Origin of the sequence: Vibrio sp. 2304 (assembly GCF_033339475.1) — a bacterium.
Classification (GTDB): Bacteria; Pseudomonadota; Gammaproteobacteria; order Enterobacterales; family Vibrionaceae; genus Vibrio; species Vibrio alginolyticus.
This window is the reverse complement of sequence record NZ_JAWOUQ010000001.1, coordinates 415,049-436,794: the sequence shown is the minus strand read 5'-3', so window position 1 is coordinate 436,794 and position 21,746 is coordinate 415,049. Positions and strand designations below refer to the sequence as shown.

General features: G+C 43.5%; 24 protein-coding genes. 15 read left to right on the top strand and 9 right to left on the bottom strand.

All coding sequences use genetic code 11. The features are described 5' to 3' along the window. Position 1: 1 nt before the first annotated feature. Genes R7P64_RS01995 through R7P64_RS01980 form a run of 4 tightly spaced genes read right to left on the bottom strand, consistent with a single transcriptional unit; the run spans position 2 to position 1,245 of the window. Positions 2-343 carry a hypothetical protein gene (locus R7P64_RS01995; RefSeq protein WP_318123106.1) on the bottom strand — a complete coding sequence of 114 codons (342 nt, stop codon included), beginning with the start codon at positions 341-343 and terminating at the stop codon, positions 2-4. A 9-nt stretch (positions 344-352) separates the two neighbouring features. Next, a complete protein-coding gene (locus R7P64_RS01990; RefSeq protein ID WP_318123104.1) occupies positions 353-892 on the bottom strand; it encodes a phage regulatory CII family protein in 540 nt (179 codons plus the stop codon). A 9-nt stretch (positions 893-901) separates the two neighbouring features. After that, entirely contained in the window at positions 902-1,048 is a 147-nt protein-coding gene (locus tag R7P64_RS01985; RefSeq protein ID WP_318123102.1) for a hypothetical protein, read from the bottom strand. After that, entirely contained in the window at positions 1,045-1,245 is a 201-nt protein-coding gene (locus R7P64_RS01980; RefSeq protein ID WP_276461443.1) for a Rha family transcriptional regulator, read from the bottom strand. Before R7P64_RS01980 ends, R7P64_RS01985 begins: the two co-directional genes overlap by 4 nt. 191 nt (positions 1,246-1,436) lie before the next feature. On the opposite strand from R7P64_RS01980, the gene R7P64_RS01975 reads away from it, so the two are divergent. The 6 genes from R7P64_RS01975 to R7P64_RS01950 all read left to right on the top strand — a co-directional run bounded on the left by R7P64_RS01975 (position 1,437) and on the right by R7P64_RS01950 (position 5,753). Continuing rightward, entirely contained in the window at positions 1,437-2,045 is a 609-nt protein-coding gene (locus R7P64_RS01975; protein ID WP_318123098.1) for a phage repressor protein CI, read from the top strand. A gap of 28 nt (positions 2,046-2,073) precedes the next feature. Further along, a complete protein-coding gene (locus R7P64_RS01970; RefSeq protein ID WP_318123097.1) occupies positions 2,074-2,544 on the top strand; it encodes a hypothetical protein in 471 nt (156 codons plus the stop codon). Positions 2,545-2,648: 104 nt separating this feature from the next. Then, a complete protein-coding gene (locus tag R7P64_RS01965; RefSeq protein ID WP_318123095.1) occupies positions 2,649-3,383 on the top strand; it encodes a hypothetical protein in 735 nt (244 codons plus the stop codon). Continuing rightward, positions 3,380-3,784 carry a hypothetical protein gene (locus R7P64_RS01960; protein ID WP_318123093.1) on the top strand — a complete coding sequence of 135 codons (405 nt, stop codon included), beginning with the start codon at positions 3,380-3,382 and terminating at the stop codon, positions 3,782-3,784. Before R7P64_RS01965 ends, R7P64_RS01960 begins: the two co-directional genes overlap by 4 nt. A gap of 101 nt (positions 3,785-3,885) precedes the next feature. After that, positions 3,886-4,704 carry a hypothetical protein gene (locus tag R7P64_RS01955; protein ID WP_318123091.1) on the top strand — a complete coding sequence of 273 codons (819 nt, stop codon included), beginning with the start codon at positions 3,886-3,888 and terminating at the stop codon, positions 4,702-4,704. Between the two features lie 2 nt (positions 4,705-4,706). After that, positions 4,707-5,753 (top strand): tyrosine-type recombinase/integrase, encoded by a 1,047-nt coding sequence (locus tag R7P64_RS01950; protein WP_318123089.1) that lies wholly within the window; start codon positions 4,707-4,709, stop codon positions 5,751-5,753. A gap of 190 nt (positions 5,754-5,943) precedes the next feature. Here the strand turns inward: R7P64_RS01950 and R7P64_RS01945 are convergent, their stop codons facing one another. From R7P64_RS01945 to R7P64_RS01930, 4 genes are read right to left on the bottom strand one after another with little or no spacing between them, the layout of a single operon-like run. Continuing rightward, the gene (locus R7P64_RS01945) at positions 5,944-6,870 is read right to left on the bottom strand and encodes a L,D-transpeptidase family protein (RefSeq protein WP_017820509.1); all 927 of its coding nucleotides are present in this window, start codon (positions 6,868-6,870) and stop codon (positions 5,944-5,946) included. Positions 6,871-6,876: 6 nt separating this feature from the next. Beyond that, a complete protein-coding gene (gene phrB / locus R7P64_RS01940) occupies positions 6,877-8,292 on the bottom strand; it encodes a deoxyribodipyrimidine photo-lyase (protein WP_047104510.1) in 1,416 nt (471 codons plus the stop codon). Between the two features lie 22 nt (positions 8,293-8,314). After that, positions 8,315-9,115: a MerR family transcriptional regulator gene (locus tag R7P64_RS01935; RefSeq protein ID WP_033906723.1), complete on the bottom strand. Its 801-nt coding sequence runs from the start codon at positions 9,113-9,115 to the stop codon at positions 8,315-8,317. Further along, on the bottom strand, positions 9,105-10,055 hold the full coding sequence (locus R7P64_RS01930) for a YbgA family protein (RefSeq protein ID WP_017635475.1): 951 nt from the start codon (positions 10,053-10,055) through the stop codon (positions 9,105-9,107). The genes R7P64_RS01935 and R7P64_RS01930 overlap by 11 nt, the downstream gene beginning before the upstream one ends. A 398-nt stretch (positions 10,056-10,453) precedes the next feature. On the opposite strand from R7P64_RS01930, the gene deoD reads away from it, so the two are divergent. The 9 genes from deoD (at position 10,454) to R7P64_RS01885 (ending at position 21,143) form a co-directional block, all read left to right on the top strand. Further along, a complete protein-coding gene (gene deoD, locus R7P64_RS01925; RefSeq protein ID WP_226082797.1) occupies positions 10,454-11,164 on the top strand; it encodes a purine-nucleoside phosphorylase in 711 nt (236 codons plus the stop codon). A 70-nt stretch (positions 11,165-11,234) separates the two neighbouring features. Further along, entirely contained in the window at positions 11,235-12,704 is a 1,470-nt protein-coding gene (locus R7P64_RS01920) for a hypothetical protein (RefSeq protein ID WP_005383936.1), read from the top strand. Between the two features lie 166 nt (positions 12,705-12,870). After that, complete coding sequence (locus R7P64_RS01915) at positions 12,871-14,355, top strand: hypothetical protein (protein ID WP_149191630.1); 1,485 nt, start codon at positions 12,871-12,873, stop codon at positions 14,353-14,355. Then, on the top strand, positions 14,339-15,922 hold the full coding sequence (locus R7P64_RS01910) for a GGDEF domain-containing protein (RefSeq protein ID WP_149191631.1): 1,584 nt from the start codon (positions 14,339-14,341) through the stop codon (positions 15,920-15,922). The genes R7P64_RS01915 and R7P64_RS01910 overlap by 17 nt, the downstream gene beginning before the upstream one ends. A gap of 244 nt (positions 15,923-16,166) precedes the next feature. Next, on the top strand, positions 16,167-16,547 hold the full coding sequence (locus tag R7P64_RS01905) for a DUF3302 domain-containing protein (RefSeq protein ID WP_005375135.1): 381 nt from the start codon (positions 16,167-16,169) through the stop codon (positions 16,545-16,547). Continuing rightward, positions 16,547-17,677, top strand: a complete 1,131-nt coding sequence (locus R7P64_RS01900) for an HlyD family secretion protein (RefSeq protein ID WP_005375134.1) — start codon at positions 16,547-16,549, stop codon at positions 17,675-17,677. The genes R7P64_RS01905 and R7P64_RS01900 overlap by 1 nt, the downstream gene beginning before the upstream one ends. Positions 17,678-18,012: 335 nt before the next feature. Next, positions 18,013-18,561 carry an ECF-type riboflavin transporter substrate-binding protein gene (locus R7P64_RS01895; RefSeq protein WP_005375133.1) on the top strand — a complete coding sequence of 183 codons (549 nt, stop codon included), beginning with the start codon at positions 18,013-18,015 and terminating at the stop codon, positions 18,559-18,561. A 6-nt stretch (positions 18,562-18,567) separates the two neighbouring features. Continuing rightward, positions 18,568-20,307, top strand: a complete 1,740-nt coding sequence (locus R7P64_RS01890) for an ABC transporter ATP-binding protein (protein WP_213986949.1) — start codon at positions 18,568-18,570, stop codon at positions 20,305-20,307. Further along, positions 20,304-21,143: an energy-coupling factor transporter transmembrane component T family protein gene (locus tag R7P64_RS01885; RefSeq protein WP_033906719.1), complete on the top strand. Its 840-nt coding sequence runs from the start codon at positions 20,304-20,306 to the stop codon at positions 21,141-21,143. Before R7P64_RS01890 ends, R7P64_RS01885 begins: the two co-directional genes overlap by 4 nt. A gap of 122 nt (positions 21,144-21,265) precedes the next feature. On the opposite strand, the gene R7P64_RS01880 is transcribed toward R7P64_RS01885, so the two are convergent. Next, entirely contained in the window at positions 21,266-21,547 is a 282-nt protein-coding gene (locus R7P64_RS01880) for a YrhK family protein (protein WP_025768568.1), read from the bottom strand. Between the last annotated feature and the right edge of the window lie 199 nt (positions 21,548-21,746).

The window sequence follows — 21,746 nt, the reverse complement described above, 5'->3', positions numbered from 1 at the left end:
ACTAATTGGTGTTACTGAATTGGTAGTGCTTAAGACGACGAACATCGCCGAGCGTGTTGTCAAAGCCCACGATCATTTCTTTGAGGTACTGCATACCTGAGCGGATTTTTTGCAGCTCTAAATCGTTGAACGACTCAAACTCACGTTGGTAATCTTTTGGTGACATACCGCCAGCGATAAGAACCAAACCACGGCTTTTGTCTGGCAGCTCGTTGAACATTTTTCTCAACTTGACGCGTGTAGCGGAACCATTGAAAAGCGCTTTGCATGCGGCAATGCTTTCACTTGCATCGGGAGCACTCGGTTGGCGCTCTTGTTGCTGTTGAATAGCTAACTGACTCATTATTGCTCCTTAGGCTAAACCTGGAAGTGGCGCACCGTTGGCTAGGAAATCTGTACTCATTTGCATTAATGGCTGTAAGCCCGTGGTGCGGTTTTCGAGGTCATTGATAAGCAAAACCAAGTTGCCTAAAGCCGCCTGTGCTTTGGCTAGTGTTTTGCGTTTGGTAGATCGCGGTAAACGCTCTGCGGTGCACATTGCCAACGCATCGCTAGAAAGCTCACCGGAATGGGTGTTTAGTTTTAGAAATCGTTCAAGCAGGTTCAGATCATCTTCTGCTTTTGGTAGTGGGACAGTCACCACTCCATCATCGGCAAATAACGTATTTACGATTGAGTAGTCACCCGAAACACGGCTGATAGAGGCAAGCACAACTGGTTTAAGTACGTGCGATTGATTTGGGTTCAGCATGTTGCGAAGCATTGTGCCGTTAAGTTCTAGCTTACGAGCAATCGCTTCTACATCGTGATTGACAACAAAATCACAGCAAGCCGCATCAAAAGCTTGTTGTTTGCGTTCACGTAATCCGCACATTGAGTTATTTGCGTCCATAACTAATACTCAAATAAAGAATAAAGGTACGAGAACGAATGCCCAGCCAAGGATATTTAGCCAGAGTGGGCACTTGTTCGGATATTTATCTTCCCAAGACTCACTCATCGCATCTTGCTGGGTGAGTTTGGTTTTAGGTAGGACAGCGAAGCTCATACTTGTTGCTCCGCTGCACGTTGGTAAAGCTTGACTAAGTTGATGAGAACGCTGCTGCTTTTACCTTTTTTTTCTAGGACAGGGATTTCGCCAGCAGAGATTGCGCGGTCAAGGGAAGACGAAGACCAGCCAGTACGACGAAGAAACTCTTTTTTAGTACAAAAAGGTGCGTCAACCGCTATTTGAATACTTGCCATAAGTGGTATCCTACTTGTTTGTGTTTATTTGATGGCGATTGAGTGAGATTGGTTAGCCATCTTTGTGTATGTGAAAAGCGTACGATCATTTTTTCTTATTTGCAAAATTTATTTACTCATTAGAGAAAATAAACCTATTAAAGTGATCCGACGCAATTCAACAACCTATTTGAATAGGAAAATTTTCTCTTATGAGCAGACTGAAAGCAAAAATCCCTGCTTTTGACTATCTTGGCGGTCGAGATTTCACTGAAAAGCTCAAAAAGGTTACTGGTTGTAAGACTTATGAGTTACTGAGCGATCGCTACGGTGTACCTAACTCAACGTTCTCTACATGGCACACTCATAATCGAACCGGATTTGAGTTAATAATCAGAGAACATTTAGCCACAGGAGCGTCTGTTCGCTACATGGCTCTTGGGGAAGGCGAACCTTTCGAAAATAAAGAGTCGAATACACTTACATCTCAAGAACTTCAGATATTCAAATTAAATGACGGGACTCTAGTTGAAGCGGGTAACACAGTTCTTGACCTTGTGACTTTAGACCGCTTCGGTCTAAAACCATCTCTAACTCAAGTGATTGAAGATGACTCAGGTCTTTACTACGTAAACAAAGAATCGACTGACCCTGTATCAGGTGATTACCTGATTGATATAGACGGCCGCCTTTCGATTAACTATTTACAGCGCTTACCAGGTAAAAAATTGGCTATTGCTTTTGGCAATTCAACGATTGAAGTATCCGAAGAAGATATAAAAGTGCTTGGCCGCGTGGCTATGGAAATGAAGAAAAAATAATAATTCGTTAATTGGTTATGGAGAAACTATGTCTATTGTCATCAAGAAACAAACGACAAAATCCACCTTATACAGTCTAATCTGGCCATTTTTGCTTTTTGGGTTAGTTGGGTGTTCTGAACCAGCAAAAGTAACGACCACGAAGCAATTAAGCGAAGATGAAATTGAAATTTGCTTTGAGAAACCCTTCAAAAAAGGGACTCTTTTCTCCTTAGACCTCCTCGACTCGGATGGCAACCATTTCAATAGAAGCCACTACACAAATACATTTGCAGCGATGTACCCAAACGATACGGACTCAACCTGTTATACCACTCGGCTATTCAACTACTTTGTCGTCGGTAACTCCACTCCAGAAGAAATAAGAAACTTAGATTTTAGTCTATCCAAGTTTGAAAGCGTAAAAATCGAAGTGGCGACTCCCAAGGGCATGGACAACATGTCGAAGAACACACCCGATGAAATCATTTACAATGGAACATTAGTGCTGAACCAGTAGTAATAATTAATGCTGCCATTCGTAGTGAAGTATCCGAAGAAAGTACCAGAAGATATTGCTCAAGACGAAGAAACCTCGTTGGCATAACAAAAAGTGGAAGGATAATGGAATCTATAGGAACTGAGGTATTAAACTTTATTATCTCATACAAATCATTGATATTATCATTATTTGCAGTAGCAGCTATGTTTGTTACAAAATTAGAACAGCGTCGGACAGACAAGCTAGCTAGCAAGACCATAATGCAAAGACTTAACACGCTCGATGCATATAGAAAAAAGGTCTCTCCCGACGATGAAAGCTATCAAAGAATTGAAGACGAAATTAACAAGCTTAACGAACAAAAGCGGCTACTAAATTATACCTTTACAAAACGTCTCGCCTCATTTTTCGAAATAACTTATGACAAAGCATCAATATTGCTATCTGTCGAAAGCATTATTGATTCCAGCAAAAAGAAAACTAATACTGTAGTTGGAATGATGCTTAAAGAGCGAGCAAGTAAAGCCAATAGAAGCAGCTTGCTTCTTGTCGCTACTGTTGTTGTATATCTGATATTTTGTGCAATTACAGCAATAGAGTTTAGCTGGTTAGTCATATTATTCCCTTGCATTTTATTATTTGCCTTCCAAGCAGACCAATACCTAATCACCTTCCGTATTCGAAAGGGCTGGTACGGTCGCAACGAATATGAAGCACGCGAAATTATTGAATACATTCTATCTCACGCTGACAAGGATGATTTCAATGATGAAGGCGGGCTTAAGAAGTTAATGGATGACCCCGAGCGAGTTGAAGACCAAGAAACTGAAAACCTTAATGGCTGGGTAAAAGCATGATGCATATCGATGATACCACCCAACTTTTTAGAAAGTCGCTCAATTTACTGTTTGTTGCAAATAAACAAGGCACTTCTCTAGGAGTAGTGATGGGCGTTTTATCCCATGGCGTCATTGGGGTTCTAATGCCAACACTTAAAACCATCTCTGGCCTAGATTTTGGTACTGTAAAAATTTGGCATTTAATCGCCCTTTGGGTGATCGCTTTCAACATCAAACCTTACCTAAACCGCCACAAACCCGATCCAAAAATTGAAGCAGCTGTTGGCCAAATTAAAGATATGGAAACAAAGGGACAAATAACCAGAGCACAAGCTGAAATGCACTATTACAACTTGAGCTTAAGAGTATTAGAAAGTGTAAACATGCCAGAACCTCAAGAGCCATCGAGAGAAGGGTAATCAATCCTAATTATTGAGGCTATAAATTTCACAACCGATTAATAAATCATTTTAAAGTATCTAAAATTCGGATGTTTTATAAGCAGGAAACGGACAAAAAAATGGAAAGTACTCAAATTGAAAATATAGTAAAAAAAATAAAAGAAATTTCATTTGAAGTAAAAAACGCGATAAATAAAGCAATATACAACCCTAAAGAGACTAATCTTTGGATTTATATTGCATTTATATTACTGATAATTCTCACATTAGCCTATCCATATACTTTATCAGTTAAGAATCACAAAGAAGTTGTTTTTTCAGATTGGTTAGTCTCCGTATTTTCAATTCTTTCTGTTATCGGGTCGTTGGGCGCTGGTGTTGGTACCATTTTTGTTGCTTACTTTGCATTTGCTTTCAGAAATGACTGGAAAACACAAAAATTTACTGACGACTTCATGCCTAAGAAAGCCGAACTAGACAAAATAACTTCAGATTTTCTATCTGACTGCCTTCAGTACCGAAATTTATTATGGGGTATTGAACAAGGAGAGCCGTTTGAACACTGGTTAGAACAACTCGATATGTATTCGGAAAAATTCATCCAATACAGTGATACTTTTTGGAATGCTTATTTATTTTTGCTCCATACAAATACAATAAATCCACATAAAAGACATTTACATAATGCTATCTGTTTTTTAAGTCATACAAAAATACAGATGCCCATATTCAAAGTGCAAGAGTGTAAAACTAATTACACTCTTAATGAAGACGGTGAGATTAAAACTTATTCCGTAAAGGGAAAGGCTAATAAAAAACCTGATGCGGACGACGTAGTCAGGAATGCTAAGGTTTTAATGAAGATGATTGACGAAGTACAAGCAAGCATACGTAGTTACCAGGAAGAAGTGAATACATACGTAGAGACGTACATATAACTATGTCTGTCAGAAAACTTGTTAATAGTGAAAAAAAACCGTGGCTTTGCGAGTGTTATCCGCAGGGCCGCAACGGGGCCAGAAAACGTAAACGCTTCGCCACCAAAGGCGAGGCGCTGGCTTACGAAAAGTTTCTGATGAAAGAAGTCGATGATAAGCCTTGGCTTGGTGAAAGTAAGGACTTGCGCACACTTCAAGACTTAGTCGAACTCTGGCACAAGCTGCACGGCCAGCACCTGAAATCCGCTGAAAAAGTTTACCCTCGACTATGCACCATAGTTGAAGAGCTGGGTAATCCGTTTGCAATCAAGTTCACAGCAAAAGACTTTGTTCATTGGCGATCTAGCCGAAAAGCAAAAAACCGATACGGAGATGAGACTACTGCAGGCAAAGTGATATCTGCGCCTACCAATAATCTCGACTTGAGATATCTACGTGCGGTTTTCAATGAACTCACTTCCCTTGGAGAGTGGACTCAACCAAACCCACTTGCCAGCGTTAAACAGATCCCTGTAACTGAATCTGAAATGGGATTCTTCTCAAATGAAGATATTACTACGCTCTTCGATAGGATCAGCAAGAGTAAACGGGCCAAAGAGTTCGAACTGGTCTGCAAAATTTGCTTATCGACAGGTGCACGAATTTCAGAAGCCAATAGTCTTCGTCTTCCACAGATTACGAAATATAAGATCACGTTTCTTGATACCAAGAGCAAAAAGAACCGTACCGTGCCAATCACAGAAAAGCTCTATAACGAGCTGATGGCGTTTGAGCGAACGGGAGAAAAGGACAGGTTGTTTAAGAACTGCATTCATGGGATTACATATATAGTGAATCAGACATTTCCAGACTTACCGGATGGTCAAAGCACCCACGTCTTTCGCCATACCTTCGCAAGTCGGTTTATGGAGGCCGGAGGAAACATTCTCGTACTGCAAAAAATCCTTGGTCACAGCGATATCAAAATGACCATGCGTTATTCCCATTTTTCACCCGATCACCTAATTCAGGCGGCTGAGTTAAACCCCATTTCTACTTTGGGATTGTAGCCATAAATCTAGATAAAAATGGCGACAAAATGGCGGCAAATTTTCTTAATATTGATGAATATTGAATAGCATTGATGAAACAGGCATTTTATAAGACATTGAAATAACTAAATAACCCTTGGTTTTACTGGACTGTAGGAATAGCTACTGATTACACTAAGTAAGATTTGATACCGCGTCTTAACGCCCGTTAAGGCGCGGTTATTTCGACAGGAACCCCATTCTGTGCAGCGATTGCTGCTTTAGCCTTCACGTTTTTCATACCGAATTCATCCAGCCACCACTTTAACTCTTTCGGCACTTTGAGTTCATCTTTCTCGCCATTACTACGAGTCAAAGGCTCATGTGCTTCTAAGAACACACTTCTGTCAGGCTCAAGTGTCATTTTGATAGGCTGGTTAATGATGTTAACGTCTTCGCCGTTACGAACCTTGTCAAATAACCACTCAATGTCACTTGGGTCCATACGAATACAACCCGCGCTGACTCGCATACCAATCCCAAAGTCCTTGTTGGTACCATGAATTAGGTATTCGCCATTCCCGTAAGCTAAACGCAATGCAAACATACCAAGTGGATTATCAGGCCCCGCAGGAACAACGGCTGGTAGGTCAATGCCCTTTGCTTTGTACTCGGCACGAATAGAGGCTGGAGGAGTCCATGTAGGGTTCGGTCGTTTTTGGCTGATACGCGTTGTCATTACTGGGGTATCGCGCCCTATTCGGCCAATTCCGACAGGAAATACATGGACAATATTCTCTCCTTTCGGAAAGTAATATAAGCGCAGCTCGGCTAGATTAATAACGATACCTTTATAAGGTACGTCTGGGAGGATTAGCTGTGTCGGAATAGTAAGAACATGCCCCTCTTCTGGTAAGAAGGGATCCACGCCTTTGTTTGCGGCCATTAAACCTAGCATACCCACATCGTAGAGCTTAGCGATATTTGCCATGGTTTCGCCTTCTTGCACGACGTGGTTTTCAAGGCGACCAATTAAACGGCTTCCATCCTCTGGTAATTCGTACATCTTAGCGAATGATAGACCACTCACTAAAGATAACGACACAGATAGCAGGGTACGTTTTGCGAAACTCATTGATCGCTTTTTGCTAAGCATTTCACTCTATTCCTTGGCACTTTTAAAGAGCTGTAAGGTTATCTCTCTTTCTGTCTTGTGATCAACCATCGGCTTGTGATATTCCAGTAAAGAAAAGCCCTCCCAAGTCCAAGGTTTATGGATGTATTTGTTCGGTACACTTTTGATTTCTGGTACCCAGTGGCGCACAAATTCACCATTAGCATCGAACTTTTCGCCTTGGCTTATCGGGTTGAAAATACGAAAGTATGGCTGCCCGTCACAGCCCGTAGAAGCAGACCATTGCCAGCCACCATTGTTCGCTGCAAAATCGCCGTCCACCAGCTTACTCATGAAGTACGCTTCTCCCCATCGCCAATCAATATGTAAGTCCTTGGTAAGAAAGCTCGCGACAATCATACGTAATCGATTGTGCATCCAACCTGTTTGATTGAGCTGACGCATTGCTGCATCAACGACTGGGTATCCTGTTGTTCCTGTCTTCCATCGCTCAAAGGCTTTCTCATCATAGGACCACTGGATTTTATCCTCCCAATCGATAAATCCTTTGCCTTTGACGAGTTTTGGTTCGAAAACCAATAGGTGCTGATAAAACTCACGCCAAATGATCTCACTTAACCAAGTTGCTTTCCCTTCTGTAAGGTCATTTTGTTGATTTTCAGCATACAAACGAGCAATACACTGCCTTGGTGATAGCGCGCCAATCGCAAGGTATGGAGACAGTTGGCTAGTGCCATCAATAGCTGGAAAGTCTCGCTCGCTTTGATACGCGTCACTGCGCTCCCGTGCAAATTCCCTAAGCTGCTTCAAAATATCATTAGTCGAAGCCAGCCAGTCTTCACTGGATTCTCGAGGATAGCTAAATGTGAAGCTTGAATTAAATCGAGCCGACTCTAATTGTTCGAGTACCTTTTTATTGAGTGGCGCTTGCTCGTGAGGTTTTACTACCGTCGGCATATGGAACTGCGTTAACCAAGCACGCTTGAATGGCGTAAACACCTTAAAATATTCGCCTTGCTTATTAAGAACCGTCGTTGGCGCGTGCACACATTTGTCATGAAACAGTTCAAATTCGATATCGTGAGAAGCTAACGCTTCACTTACTTGTGTATCGAGCTCTCGTTCGTTCACCTCATAGTGAATGTTTGCCATGACAGACGTAGCTTCAAGTGTTTCCGCCCACCCACTAATCACATCTGTACAATCGGAAAACGACGGTACCTCTTTGTACAAAAAGGGAATATTAAGGCTTTCAAGCTCCTCGTTAAGACAAGCTAAGCGACGAGCAATGAGGTCTGCCTGCATCGGCGCCATGTGATGCTCCCGCCACTGCTCTGGCGTCGCGATAAAGCAAGCGACGACAGGCTGACCTGAATCCAATGCCGCTTTGAGTGCCGTGTGGTCTAACGTACGTAAGTCACGTCGAAACCATACTAAAATCATGGTAGCTCCTATCTTTTGTCTACTAAGTTAGGTGTAATTTCTCTATCACTTCAGAGCACCCCATCCGATCACCTAGTTGTGCGTGAAGCATTTTGATGGACGCTACTTGTTTAGCAGCTAGCGCTTTGTTGGAGAAAAGGTAGATAAACGAACCATTTTCAACGACCTCGTGATCTAGTAGACCAGAAACATCATCAACCTTATCGATCAAAGTCGTGTGATACCCTTGTTCGCAAAGCTTCGCTGCTTGAATCCAACTCTCAGACTCTCTGTTTTGTTCAAAGCTAATGAGCAGACACTTTCCTTTGGAAGCGGCTTTGTTTTCAGAATCGATAACAAGGGCAAGTCGAGTGATCAAACAAGTCTGAAATAACCCGACCTGTAAAGATCGCAGCGATCCTTTCACCATGTCTAGCGCATCAAATACTGGGCTAATAAACTGATCAATAACGAGTTTTAGTGGATACTCTTTAAGAACAGAGGCAAGTAAACTCTCTGCTTTTCCTCGATTCAGGGTAGACAGCGCAAGCAGCATGTTTTCAACTTCTTCGAGTGTGCGAACCTCGTTTTTGACTTCGACATCGGCGCTTTTTCCTAGCAGCCCCTTCACTTTACCAATCGAAATCCCCTTCGCGAGCCAACTCTGGACTTCGCGAATCGTATCGAGATCTTGCTGGCGATAGAGTCTGTGTCCTTTTTCTGTTCGCTGAGGCTGGATCAAGTTGTATCTTCGTTGCCAAGCTCTCAGCGTAACTGGTTTTACACCCGTGATTTCTGCGACATCTCGGATCGCGTATAGTTTTTCTTCTGAACTACAAACCATAGCGTAATCTCATCTCCTGCGGATACGGTTCTAAAAACTTCTGTTTTGCTAAATACTCGTCTGGGTAAGTATTTAAGTAATGCTTAATCAATGTAAGTGGTGCTAACAGAGGCAGCATTCCGATACGGTAGTCGTGAATCACTGTCGCTAACTCTTCTTTTTCTTCTTTAGTTAGTGAGCGTTTGAAGTATCCTTGTAAATGCATCAACACATTTGTGTTATTTTTGCGGCTAGCCCGATTCGTTAACGCCTTCATAAGTCCTAAACGATACTCTTGGTAAAAGTCTTCAATTTCATAATTAGCGACATCAGCGACTAAGCGGCCAAGGGAGCGGTATGACTCTGGGTGGTGTGCCATTAACGTCAGTTTGTAGCGCGAATGAAAGTCGATGATTTTGCCACGAGTAGGCTCACCATCCATCGAGTCGTAAAAGTCATTTAGACAAAATACTCGAGTGATAAAATTTTCTTTCAATACAGGGTCGTTAAGTCTGCCATCCTCTTCAACAGGCAACCAAGGCATTTTTTGCATCAATGTTTGTGTATACAAGCCAACACCTTCTTTCGCAGCACTGTTCTTGCTGTAAACCTTGACTCGCTCCATGCCACAAGTTGGTGACTTAGCACAAACGATGTAACCACAAAGCTGCTCGCTTTGAAGTTCATCTACTTTATTGGCCGAGTAAGTGAGCATATTGTCGGTATGATCATTTTCTGGATTTTTGGTTTCAACCAATGCAACACGCTCTTCATTAGAAACAAGACGAATGGTTGGACGGGGTACTGGCATACCTACGCCGACTTCAGGGCATACCGAAATAAAGTCAAAATACGGGCTAAGCTCTTTAGTCACAAAGTTGCTCACCTTATGACCAGAGTCAAAACGCACTCGTTCACCCAAAACACACGAACTGATACCTACTTTGATCGAAGATTCCATGATGACGCATCCCTATACAAAAAGTTTTGTTGTATAACTTATAGCAAGCCTTTCCAGATTGTACAAGAAAATAAGTTGTACAATTTAATCGTTTTACTTCACTCGAAAGTATTTCGATCAACCAGCTTTCAGAAAAAAGTTTGGCCCAAAAACAAAGAATTTGTGCGCGCAATCGACAAACTGCTCAAAAGCAAATCGATTGCTCTTTTGGTTTCAACAGATTTAGTTATCAATAGGAGTTGCAGTTTCTAAATGCGTGGTTTTTGTGACTAAGCTCTCAAGGGGCTACTGTACGTCCCGATATTATTGCCTCAACGAAAACGAACAAGTTCAACAGAATTGGTAATAGCGTTCTATAATAGAGGCGTTTTATCAAAACAAAACTTTGGAGAGCACTTATGGCAACCCCACACATTAACGCACAACCAGGTGATTTCGCTGAAACAGTTCTGATGCCAGGCGACCCGTTGCGCGCTAAATACATCGCTGAAACGTTCCTAGAAGATGTGAAACAAGTTTGTGACGTTCGCAACATGTTCGGCTTTACTGGCACTTACAAAGGCAAAAAAGTTTCTGTAATGGGCCACGGCATGGGTATCCCGTCTTGCTGTATCTACGTACACGAGCTAATCGCTGAATACGGCGTGAAAAACGTTATCCGTGTGGGTAGCTGTGGTGCAGTACGTGACGACGTGAAACTAATGGACGTTGTTATCGGTATGGGTGCTTCTACAGACTCTAAAGTTAACCGTATCCGTTTTAACAACCACGATTTCGCAGCAATCGCTGATTACGGTCTTCTAGAAGAAGCAGTTAACCAAGCACGCGCTCAGGAAGTGCCTGTAAAAGTAGGTAACGTATTCTCTGCAGACCTGTTCTACACACCAGAAGCAGACATCTTCGAGAAGATGGAAAAACTAGGCATCCTAGGTGTAGACATGGAAGCGGCTGGTATCTACGGCGTAGCAGCTGACCTAGGCGCGAAAGCACTGACTATCCTGACAGTTTCTGACCACATCATCCGTGGTGAAAAACTAGGCTCAGAAGAGCGTCAGAAGTCGTTCAACGACATGATGAAAGTTGCACTAGAAACTGCAATCAACATCTAAGAACAAATAGTAAGTAATAATTTGCAGCCAGAGTTATGCTGGCTGCCCGAATTATCCCGAGGGGGCGATTGTGTCTAACGGCGAACTGCCAAAAGACGCAGATGGGTTACAACTCAACTTTTGTAAAACATTGGCGTGTGACAACTTTGGATTGAGTGATGCAAAGCGTTACGTTCTGCAACATGCGAACCCTAAGCGTCCGGCGATGGTATGCCGTGAATGTGGAGCTTTCCCCCCCTTACTTAATAATCGCGATGTCGTGAACGAACTTCATCGCCTGCGGCACGTCCACAGTGACGGGTTGCCTGCTTGCCGTAATGATGATTGCGACAACTTTGGACTTTCTGTCCACACTCACAAACACCTCTATCACGCTTTCGGTTACAGTGGCGATCGCCAACGTTACCGCTGTAAAGTGTGTCAAAGTACCTTTGTCGACAAGTGGTCTGGTGCCAACAAGAAGCTTCAATTTCAAGAGAACTTGATGGGCTTGTTGTTTACGGGATATTCCGTACGAGAAATCTGCCGTAAGCTTAGTATTAACCCAAAAACCTTTTACGACCATGTTGACCATATAGCTAGCCGCTGCCGCCGTAAGCTGGCAACCATTGATGCGCGCTGGGTAAACCACGCAACGCATTATGAATTGGCCTCAAACTATATTGCATTGCAACCGAACAGCAATAATGGTGTGTATTGGATTGTTTCTGGCGAAGCGCATTCTGGCTATATTCTTTGCCAGCACGTCAATTATTCCGCTGATGAAGAGCCAATCGCAACGCTCGATCATAATCCTTACGATGAGGTGTCTCGTTTTGTTTCCCAGGAGTACGTAGCGGAAGCAAGTGAGCCGCTTGCGGAACCTTCTCATCACCTCAGAGAGCGAATTGACCAAAAATACCAAACAATTTTGGCTCGCGGTAACGTAGAAGACCCTCTTGGTAATCTATCTGTATTTCATTACCCTTCAAAAGGGGCATTAGTCCGTCCACCATACACCTCATATGCACACTATTTGCACGTACTTGATATGTGCTGCCCAAACAAACGTGTATCTCTATACATGCCTCAAGATCCCCTACTACGTTCGGCTGCACTGAGCGTTTGTTTACCTCGCATTAAAGAGAAAAGTGTCGACTTGATGTACGTAGAAGAGGACGCTAGTTGGGACATGAGTACTCCCTTTGGCAAAGTCGATATCGCCTATATGAGTTGGTGGCGCGATCGTTGGGCAATCTCTAGTCAAAACGAAAACCACAAAGGCATTTGCTACCTCGCTGGCGATCAAAATGAGCCTGAAAAATGGTTTAACGTTGCGACAACTCGTCATGTGAAGTTTTATCAAAACCGCTTTCAGATCCTTTTCGAAAGCTTCATTAACGAGCCACGTCGCAAATTACGACCTGCTGGTATTTTACCTCTTTTAGATATATTCAGAGCTTGGCATAATTTGTGCTATCAGGATAAACAAGGTCTTACCGCTGCACAAAGGTTAGAAGTCTCTGATGCACCTTTGACAATCAAACAGCTCCTATCGTAGCTATTCTATTGGTAATTTAGATGTAGTAATTAGGGGTTGTAACGGTATACATTACGGCCCCTGATCGTTTACCAAAACGTTATCCGCATCGCTTTGGTAAAGAAACATGCATCTAACCACTTAATATTAGGTGTGATTTCCAGTTCGATAGTCATGGATGTGAACGTTGGATAAAAACCAAATTCAGCTAGAAGATGATCTCACTAAGCTTAAAGGCCAAATAAAATCGGCCCCTAAACATACCTTTAATATTGCGCAGCAATATCGTATCCGCGCGGAACAAATTTTATTTGTGGACGGAGAGATCAAAGCCTTACTCATCATGGCGCAATGCTGTTGGTGCCTAATGGATTACCGACAAGGCTTAAAACTCGTCAAAGACGCTTACAGCAAACAAACACAGCTTGAAACCGACGATAATCTCCCGGAAATTCTCCATCTTTTTGCACTCCAATATTGGGGCCAAGCAAAGTATTATTCCGCGCAACAATATTGGATTAATGCGCTCGAACAATCTGCTCTTGTTGATGATGTTGAAATTCAAATCGAATCTCTAATTGGGCTTGGTAATGTATGGCGCATCACTAATGAACACCAACTTGCCGCTTCAACTCATGAGTTAGCCGTTAAAGTGGCAAACAATGTTCGTATTGCTTGGTTAGAAGGCAAAGCGCGCATCCTATTAGCTTGGGACTATTACTTACTAAATAAGTTTGTCGAGATGCTTACGGTACTGGATGGAGCAACCGAAGTATTAAAAGATCATGATGACAGTACGTGGCAAGCCGAGATCTGGGACTTTAAAGGGTTAGCACTGCTTGGACTAGAACGCCTTGATGCGGCCGAAGAAGCCACCCAAAAAGCCCACCAGCTTGCCATTGAGCATGACCTCGTTTGGATGAAAGCACACTCTTTTATTAGCCGAGCAAGACTTGAGCTTTTGCGCCAAAATACAGACAGCGCTGCCAAGTTGCTACTTGCAGCAGAAGAGTCTGCACTCAGTTTCGACCACGGTGAGCTACTCAGCCAAATTTGCTTCCAACAATCACGAGTCGCTGAAGAACAAGGTGACTTTGAGTCTGCGTTTAACGCGTTCAAGAAATACCGTAAGCACGCACTCAAAATGCTCAAAGAACAAACTCATCGAATCAGCATGGATAAAGCAAGAGGCTCTAAACGCCAACTAGAGCAGCGAGCACGTAAGCTGATCAATCATATTCGCTCTCAACACGAATACGACCCTGAAAAACAGTTCTCTAATGTCGTTTCTGAGACCTACTGGTGGGAACAGTTAGTTTTGTTTAAAACGGAGCTCAAACGCTCTAACCACGCCATCATTATGATTCAGCATTCAAACCCCGAAGTTCTCGATGTTTGTACCGAGCTCGTTCATGCATTGACAACCTCCAGCGACCTCATCTCGAGAATTTCCAGTAACAGGCTAGCAATGTTAATTGCAGAAAAAGGTCAAGCAGCAGAAGAGGTCTACCGCACTGTCCAAGCGATGTTAGACATCTATCCATGGAAGCGACGCGGAATCAAAGGCCCGAAACCGATACTGTATTTGCAAGATATCCTGACCTTCCCATTCACGTTAGAACAGCTCGAAGAAAGTTATATTGAGGTAATGAAGAATGGAACAACTGCTTAGCAAGGTGACTGACGCAGGTATCGATCCTTCTTCCGTTTCAGGTGAAGAAGCGATTACGCTATGGGAACACATAGGGTTACATATTGCGTCAACAAACCGTGAGAAAGCGCATTGCTATATCATTAGCGCCGAGTATCGAAGAGAGATCAAACAGCTCAACGACAGCATTAGTGAATTGAAACAAGCCCTTGAGTTGCTTGTTTTACCAGAAGATGCGGAAGATATTCTTTCTGTGAAAGCAAGCTTGAGTGAGCGTTTAGTTGAATTAGGTGACTACAATGCGGCATTAACCGAGTATGTTGCTTCAACCAATATCGCCGTCGAGTACGGCTATATTGATGAGTACGTATTGGCCATTATTGGAATGGGTAATTTGTGCGATGCCTATGGGGATCACCAACGTGCATTACGTTATTATCAAAAAATAGATGCTATCGATCACGCTATTGGCAGTCGATCCCTACGCCTTCGTTACAAGCTGTACATGCTTGCATGTTATATCAGCTTAAACCGTACCGCAGACGCCAAAGAGTTGCTGAGTGAATGTGAAGAACTGAGCATTCTCGTCAGTGATAAAAACCTCGCCGCGCAAATTCACCTCTACCGAGCCAAATTACATCGTCTGCAAGAAGACTACCCCAATGCGTTGCTGGCTATTTCGAATGTTCAGTATACAACGGGTAGTGCCACGACATACTGGTTATCCACGATGGTCAAAATTGAGACTGCGTATTGTCTAAACGGTGTAGGGCACACTTCTTTAGCTAACTTAACGCTGGACTCCATCAGTAAAAGGATTCAAAAGCAGCTATCTCCTATCGTTACTCAGCATTTTTATAACGCGATGAGTCAAGTTTACGCCTCTCAAGGGGTGTATCAAGAAGCATTAAATTGTGAAAAAAAAGCGCATAGAATCGAATCTGATCTTGTAAAACATATTCCGATCGGTGAGTTAGGGTCTGCTCAACTACGCCGACTTTCACGCTTTGAGTTACAACTCAAACTCATTTTGTCAGAGCTAGAAAACAAAGAACTAAAAGAAACCACCAAGCAGCATAAAAATACTGTTGCTCAGCTACAGCAGGACGTCTTTACCGATCCACTTACGTCTTTACACAACCGACGCTGGTTAGAAGTTAAACTAAAAGATCTACTTCTGCACGATACTGCATTTGCATTGATGGTCATCGATATCGATCACTTCAAATCCATCAATGACGAACTAAGCCACTTGGTGGGCGACAAAGCGATCAAAAGTGTGTCACAGGAACTGGCGTCCTACTTCAGATTTAAAGGCGCATCGTGCGTACGATTTGGTGGTGAAGAGTTCCTCGTGATCCTTGAGAATACCCAACTGGAACGCGCAGAAATGCATGCCGAGAATTATCGTGAACGGATTTATCAATATGGTTGGGACGATATTCTTGGTGAACGGGGGCTGACCGTATCCATAGGGATTACCTTGCATCGAGAAGGCGAGAATACTCAGCGAACTTTTTATCGTGCAGACAAAGCTCTTTATCGCGCCAAAGCCAACGGCAGAAACCAAGTCTGTACCGAACTTTAAACCATGCCCCGGTTGACATCTGGGGCTTTGTTATACTTTTTACTTATCCTTCCTCTATCACTTCACTGTTTGTTTAAATAAGTACTCAGCAACACCTTAACTGCCAATAAACATCAGTGGATACTTACATCGCATAAACATAATTCCTACATAAAAACCGCTTGATTCATCTGTAGTTAAGACAAATACTTAAATTGTTAATTTACGTAGATTTTCCATTTCGCAATAAGCACAGGTAGGTAAGATGTTTCTAGACTATTTTGCACTTGGGTTACTCATCTTCGTTGCTTTAGTGATCTTTTACGGAATCATTGTCATTCATGATATTCCATATGAAATCGCCAAAGAGAGAGAGCACCCGCACCAAGACGCAATTCACTACGCTGGCTGGGTCAGCCTTTTCACTTTGCATGCGCTGTGGCCATTTTTATGGATCTGGGCAACATTATGGCGCAAGGAACGCGGCTGGGGTTTTAAACAACTAGAACAAGAAACACACGACATTCATCACCGCCTTGAAGAACTCATCGATGAAGTCAACGAACTCAAAAACGAAGTATCGATGTTGAAACAACAAAAGATTCAGCAAAAGCCTTTGCCTGAACAAAGTAAAGAGGACGAATAATGGACTTATTGCTGATTCTGACTTACGCAGCTCTTTGTATTGCCATTTTTAAAATTTTCAATATTCCTCTAAACAAATGGACCGTTCCAACCGCCGTACTTGGCGGCGTAGTGTTAGTGGGCACACTCGTGCTGCTTATGAACTACAACCACCCATTTACTCAATTGGGTAACCAAGTGTTCCCGACTACGCCTATCGTCTCTGGCGTGCGTGGCCGCGTGGTGGAAGTGCCAGTCCAGGCCAACCAACCGCTCAAAACGGGCGATATTCTTTTCAAAATCGATCCTGTGCCTTTTGAAGCAGAAGTTGCTCGCCTGGAAGCGAAAGTCAAAGAAGCAAGCCAAGGTGCGTTGGGCTTAGAGTCGGATCTAAGAGAGGCAGAAGCTGCTGTATTGAAAGCGCAAGCGGACAGAGATAAAGCACAAAGGGAATTCAGCCGATATCAAAGGGGCTTTGATCGTGGCGCGTTTACTGAACAAGATTTGGATACTCGACGCCAAGCGTATAAAGCGGCAGAAGCCATGTTAGACGTTGCGATTTTGCAACAAGAACAAGCGCAAATCGCTCTGGACTCTGAAATCGGAGGCGAAAATACCCAAGTCGCGCAACTTCTTGCCGAGCTGCGTAAAGCAGAGTTTAACCTAGAGCAAACCGTCGTTCGTGCGCCAACCGATGGTTACGTTACGCAATTGGCTTTGCGTCCTGGTGTTATGGCTGTGCCGTTGCCACTTGCCCCGGCAATGACCTTCGTACATACCGAAGACATTACGTACACCGCGGCATTCAGACAGAACTCATTACAACGCTTGAAGCCAGGCTTTGAAGCAGAATTTATGTTCCGCGCAATTCCGGGCAAAGTGTTCCGTGGCGAAGTCATTGACGTGATTCCAGCCATTGGTGAAAGCCAAATTCAAGCGCGAGGCGCTCTGCTTGGGACTGATGCCTTGCGCACGAGCGGACGTGTTTTTGCGAAGCTGAAAATTACCGACGACTTGAGTGGATACCACCTACCAATGGGTACTGCGGTTGAAGTTGCAGTTTATTCAGACAGCTTTACTCACGTATCAGTGATGCGCAAAGTTCTTATTCGTATGAAGAGCTGGCAGAACTATTTATACCTCGACCATTAATGAACATATAGCGCATTCATTTATCGGTAAAAATAACATCAAACAGTGTAATCAGGGGCTGACGATCAGCCCCTGATTCATTCTAGCCATCCAGATAGATAGCATTCCCACTTTTATTAATATTCTGTATAATGCGCGCCTTATTTTTAATGCTTGCTAAAACCAAAGCCAGTCAAAGGGATACGTGAATCAAATCACACATTTCCTGAAGAAAAATAGAGCAAACAATAAGCAGCTTGGTTGTTTTGAATATATGTTACACAATCAAATAACTAACGCTTTCCGACAAAACAATTAAACGTTCTTTAAAATCGACTATTGAACTGAGGTTATCTATGAATCTTTCCGCTAAAACTGTTGTGGTTATTGCAATCGGTGCTGCTCTTTACGGTATCGGCGGCTTACCTATGTTTGGCATCCCTGTGTTTGCAAACACAACGCTAAAACCAGCAATGGCAGTATTAGCATTGTTCTCAGTACTATTTGGACCACTTGTTGGCTTCTTGGTTGGTTTTATTGGTCACTGGGTTACTGACCTATTTGCAGGTTGGGGCGTATGGCTCACTTGGGTACTTGGTTCAGGTATTGTTGGTTTGATTATCGGTCTATTCCCTTCTCTAACGCGCTACCGTTTGGAGAAAGGTGATTTCAATATGAAAGACTTCGCGTTATTCGTAGTACTTGCGCTATTAGGCAACGTATTTGGTTACGGTTGCTCTGCATTCCTCGACACGATTTTATACGCAGAACCGTTCACTAAAGTGTTTACCCAGCTTTCTATTATCGCGATCGGTAACACCATTCTTATTGCTATTGTTGGCTTCTTCATTCTTAAATCTGTCGCTAAACGTAACAAGCAAAGCCGTAACTTAACAGAGGCTTAATGTCGAATGACAATCGAATTTTCTAACTTCTCTTTTAGATATGAGTCGCTGGACAAACCGACGCTAAAAAATATCAATCTAAGGATAGAGAAAGGAGAGAAAATCGTCATTATCGGTCCAAGTGGTAGTGGTAAATCTACCCTTGGGCAATGTCTTAACGGACTGATCCCACACGCAATCAAAGGGGAAACCAGTGGAACATTGACCATCAATGGCCAAGACACCGCCCCTTTCGACATGCACCAATACACTGAGCAAGTTGGCACCGTACTGCAAGATACGGACAGCCAATTTGTCGGTTTGAGCATTGGCGAAGACATTGCATTTGCGCTGGAGAACCAGCTAACTTCAAATATCGACATGTACCCATTGGTCAAAGCCACGGCCAAAATGGTCGACTTGGAACAGATGCTAGAACGCTCACCCCACGATTTATCTGGCGGGCAGAAACAGCGTGTTTCTTTGGCGGGCATTCTCGTCGATGATGTCGATATCCTTTTGTTTGATGAACCACTAGCTGCGCTTGACCCTAAAACGGGAAAAAAAACCATCGAGATCATCGATGATCTACACCGCGAAACGGGCAAAACCATCGTAATCATTGAGCATCGTCTTGAAGACGTTCTGCATTGCTCAGTTGACCGTATTATCTTGATGGAAAGCGGCAAAATCATTGCCGATACAACGCCAGATGAAATTTTAGCGTCGCCTCTGCTAGAAGATTACGGCATCCGCGAACCGCTTTATATTTCAGCACTGAAAGAAGCAGGCTGCGCGATTGAGGGCGATGCAAAACCTTCTAGCTTAACTACCTTACCGTTGGAGCAATATAAACCGGCAGTACAAGCATGGTTTGATGGTTCAAAAGCACAACCGCCCAAAACGCCAGCCGAGACTTTGCTTGAAGTCCGTGGCCTCACCTATTCTTACGACGGTGAGAAAAACGCGTTAGAAGACGTGAGTTTTGACATCAAGCGTGGCGAGTTTGTCTCTGTACTTGGCAAAAATGGCTCGGGTAAATCGACCATCACCAAACTGATTATGGGCGTTATTGAAGCGGATAGCGGCTCAATGAGCATGAATGGTCAAGATCTTAACGAACTGACCATCTTCGAGCGCAGCCAGAAAGTGGGTGTGGTGATGCAAAACCCGAATTACATGATTTCCCATCACATGATTTTCGACGAAGTGGCCTTCGGCCTCCGTAATCGTGGCGTTGAAGAGAAACAAATCGAAGCTAAAGTACTTGAAGTCCTTGAGCTGTGCGGTTTGAGCAAATACCGTCACTGGCCAATCGAAGCATTGAGCTACGGCCAGAAAAAGCGCGTAACCATTGCGTCAATTTTGGTATTGGAACCAGAGCTTCTGATCCTTGATGAACCGACGGCAGGTCAGGACTATCGAAACTACACGTCTATGCTGAGTTTCATCGAAAAGCTCAATCGCGAGTTGGGCGTAACCGTGATGATCATCTCTCATGACATGCATTTAGTGCTCGAATACACCACGCGCTCTATCGTGATTGCAGACAGTAAATTAGTCGCGGATGCACCAATGACGCAGGTATTCAGCAGTCCAGAGCTACTAGACCAAGCAAACCTCACCACAACAAGTCTGTTTGAGTTGGCTACGAAAGTTGGCATCGAAGACACCAATGGCTTTATGCAGCATTTTATCAATGTAGAAAAAGCGCACCGCCAACGAAAAAGCGGCGAAGTAAACCAACCAGAGAAAGCTGTGGCATGAAAGACAATAAGATGAAGTTTGGTATCAACTACATCGATACCCAATCACCACTTCATAAGTTGAATGGCATTACTAAGTTCTTGCTTTTCATTGCTTGGGTAACGGTGGTGTTGACCACATTTGACTTGCGAATCATCGCGCTGTTGATCGTGCTTGGTGTAGGCTTATTGAAAATGACCAAAGTGCCCTTTCATGTCTACAAACCGCTGTTATTCGGTACAGGCACGGTATTGCTGATCAATGCCCTGTTTATGTTCGCGTTAGCACCGCAACAAGGTACTGAGTTCATGGGCTCATCAACGGTTTTACTCTCGTTACCCGGTAATTACTCGCTCACTCAAGAGACGTTGTTTTACCTAGTAACAGTGACGTTGAAATACTTCAGCATGTTTCCAATCGCGTTGGTGTTTGTATTTACCACTCACCCGACGGAGTTTTCAGCCAGTTTGAACCGCTTGGGTGTACCTTACAAAATCGCCTATGCCGTAAGCTTAACGCTGCGCTACTTGCCGGAAGTGAAAAAGGACTTTGTTAACATCATGCACGCGCAACAAGCACGCGGAGTAGAACTGAGCAAGAAGGCTCCGTTGTTCACTCGTATGAAGAACGTCGCGAAGATTCTTGGACCTCTGATTTTCTCTAGTTTAGACAGAGCCGATCAAATCTCAAACGCGATGACGCTACGTGGTTTTGGCCGCCACTCCTCTCGCACTTGGTACAGCTTAAAACCACTGACCAAAGCCGATATGATCTGCATGGCTGGGATTGCGGTGATAGTGATTGCTGCGATCAGCAAGCGTGTGATGGACACACAACTGTTCTGGTATCCGTTTTAAATTCTGAAGCTTCAAACTGAACATAACGTGGTTAGTGTTGTGACCACGTTATCTTCCGTCTTTCCCCTCGATAACTCGCCTGCTGGCTTCTTGCTTGCAAGTATTCAAAAGAAGCGGTAATTTCAGCGGCTCGCTGATGTGCCAGAAAGTTGCTTATTCAAACGACCAACATGAACTAAACTCATCAGTTTTATCAGGGGCTTAATGATCAACTGCGCACTGCCCACGATGAAAAGCCAAGTACCACTTTCAATCAACGAATCATTCAAAAAGAAAAAGCTACCAATTAAAAACCAAATAGCAATGAGTAGGTCGTTTGCAGCACCTAACGCCTCATAGCGGCGCTGAATAACGATGTGACGGCTTCCTAGATCTAAATCCAACTCTCTGCCATGTATCTGCACTGTATAGCTCCCCTCTTATTGTTTCGCGTCAGTTATGCCCAAGTTATTTCGAAATACTTAGTTCTAAACCCTAACGGACGTAGCATGCATTGACAACCATTGGGGGGATTATCTATTTGCAATCAAAAGAAAAGGGCGCATAAGCACCCTTTTCAGCGAGTCTAATTACAGGTATTCGCTTTAATGATTAGATAGTGAG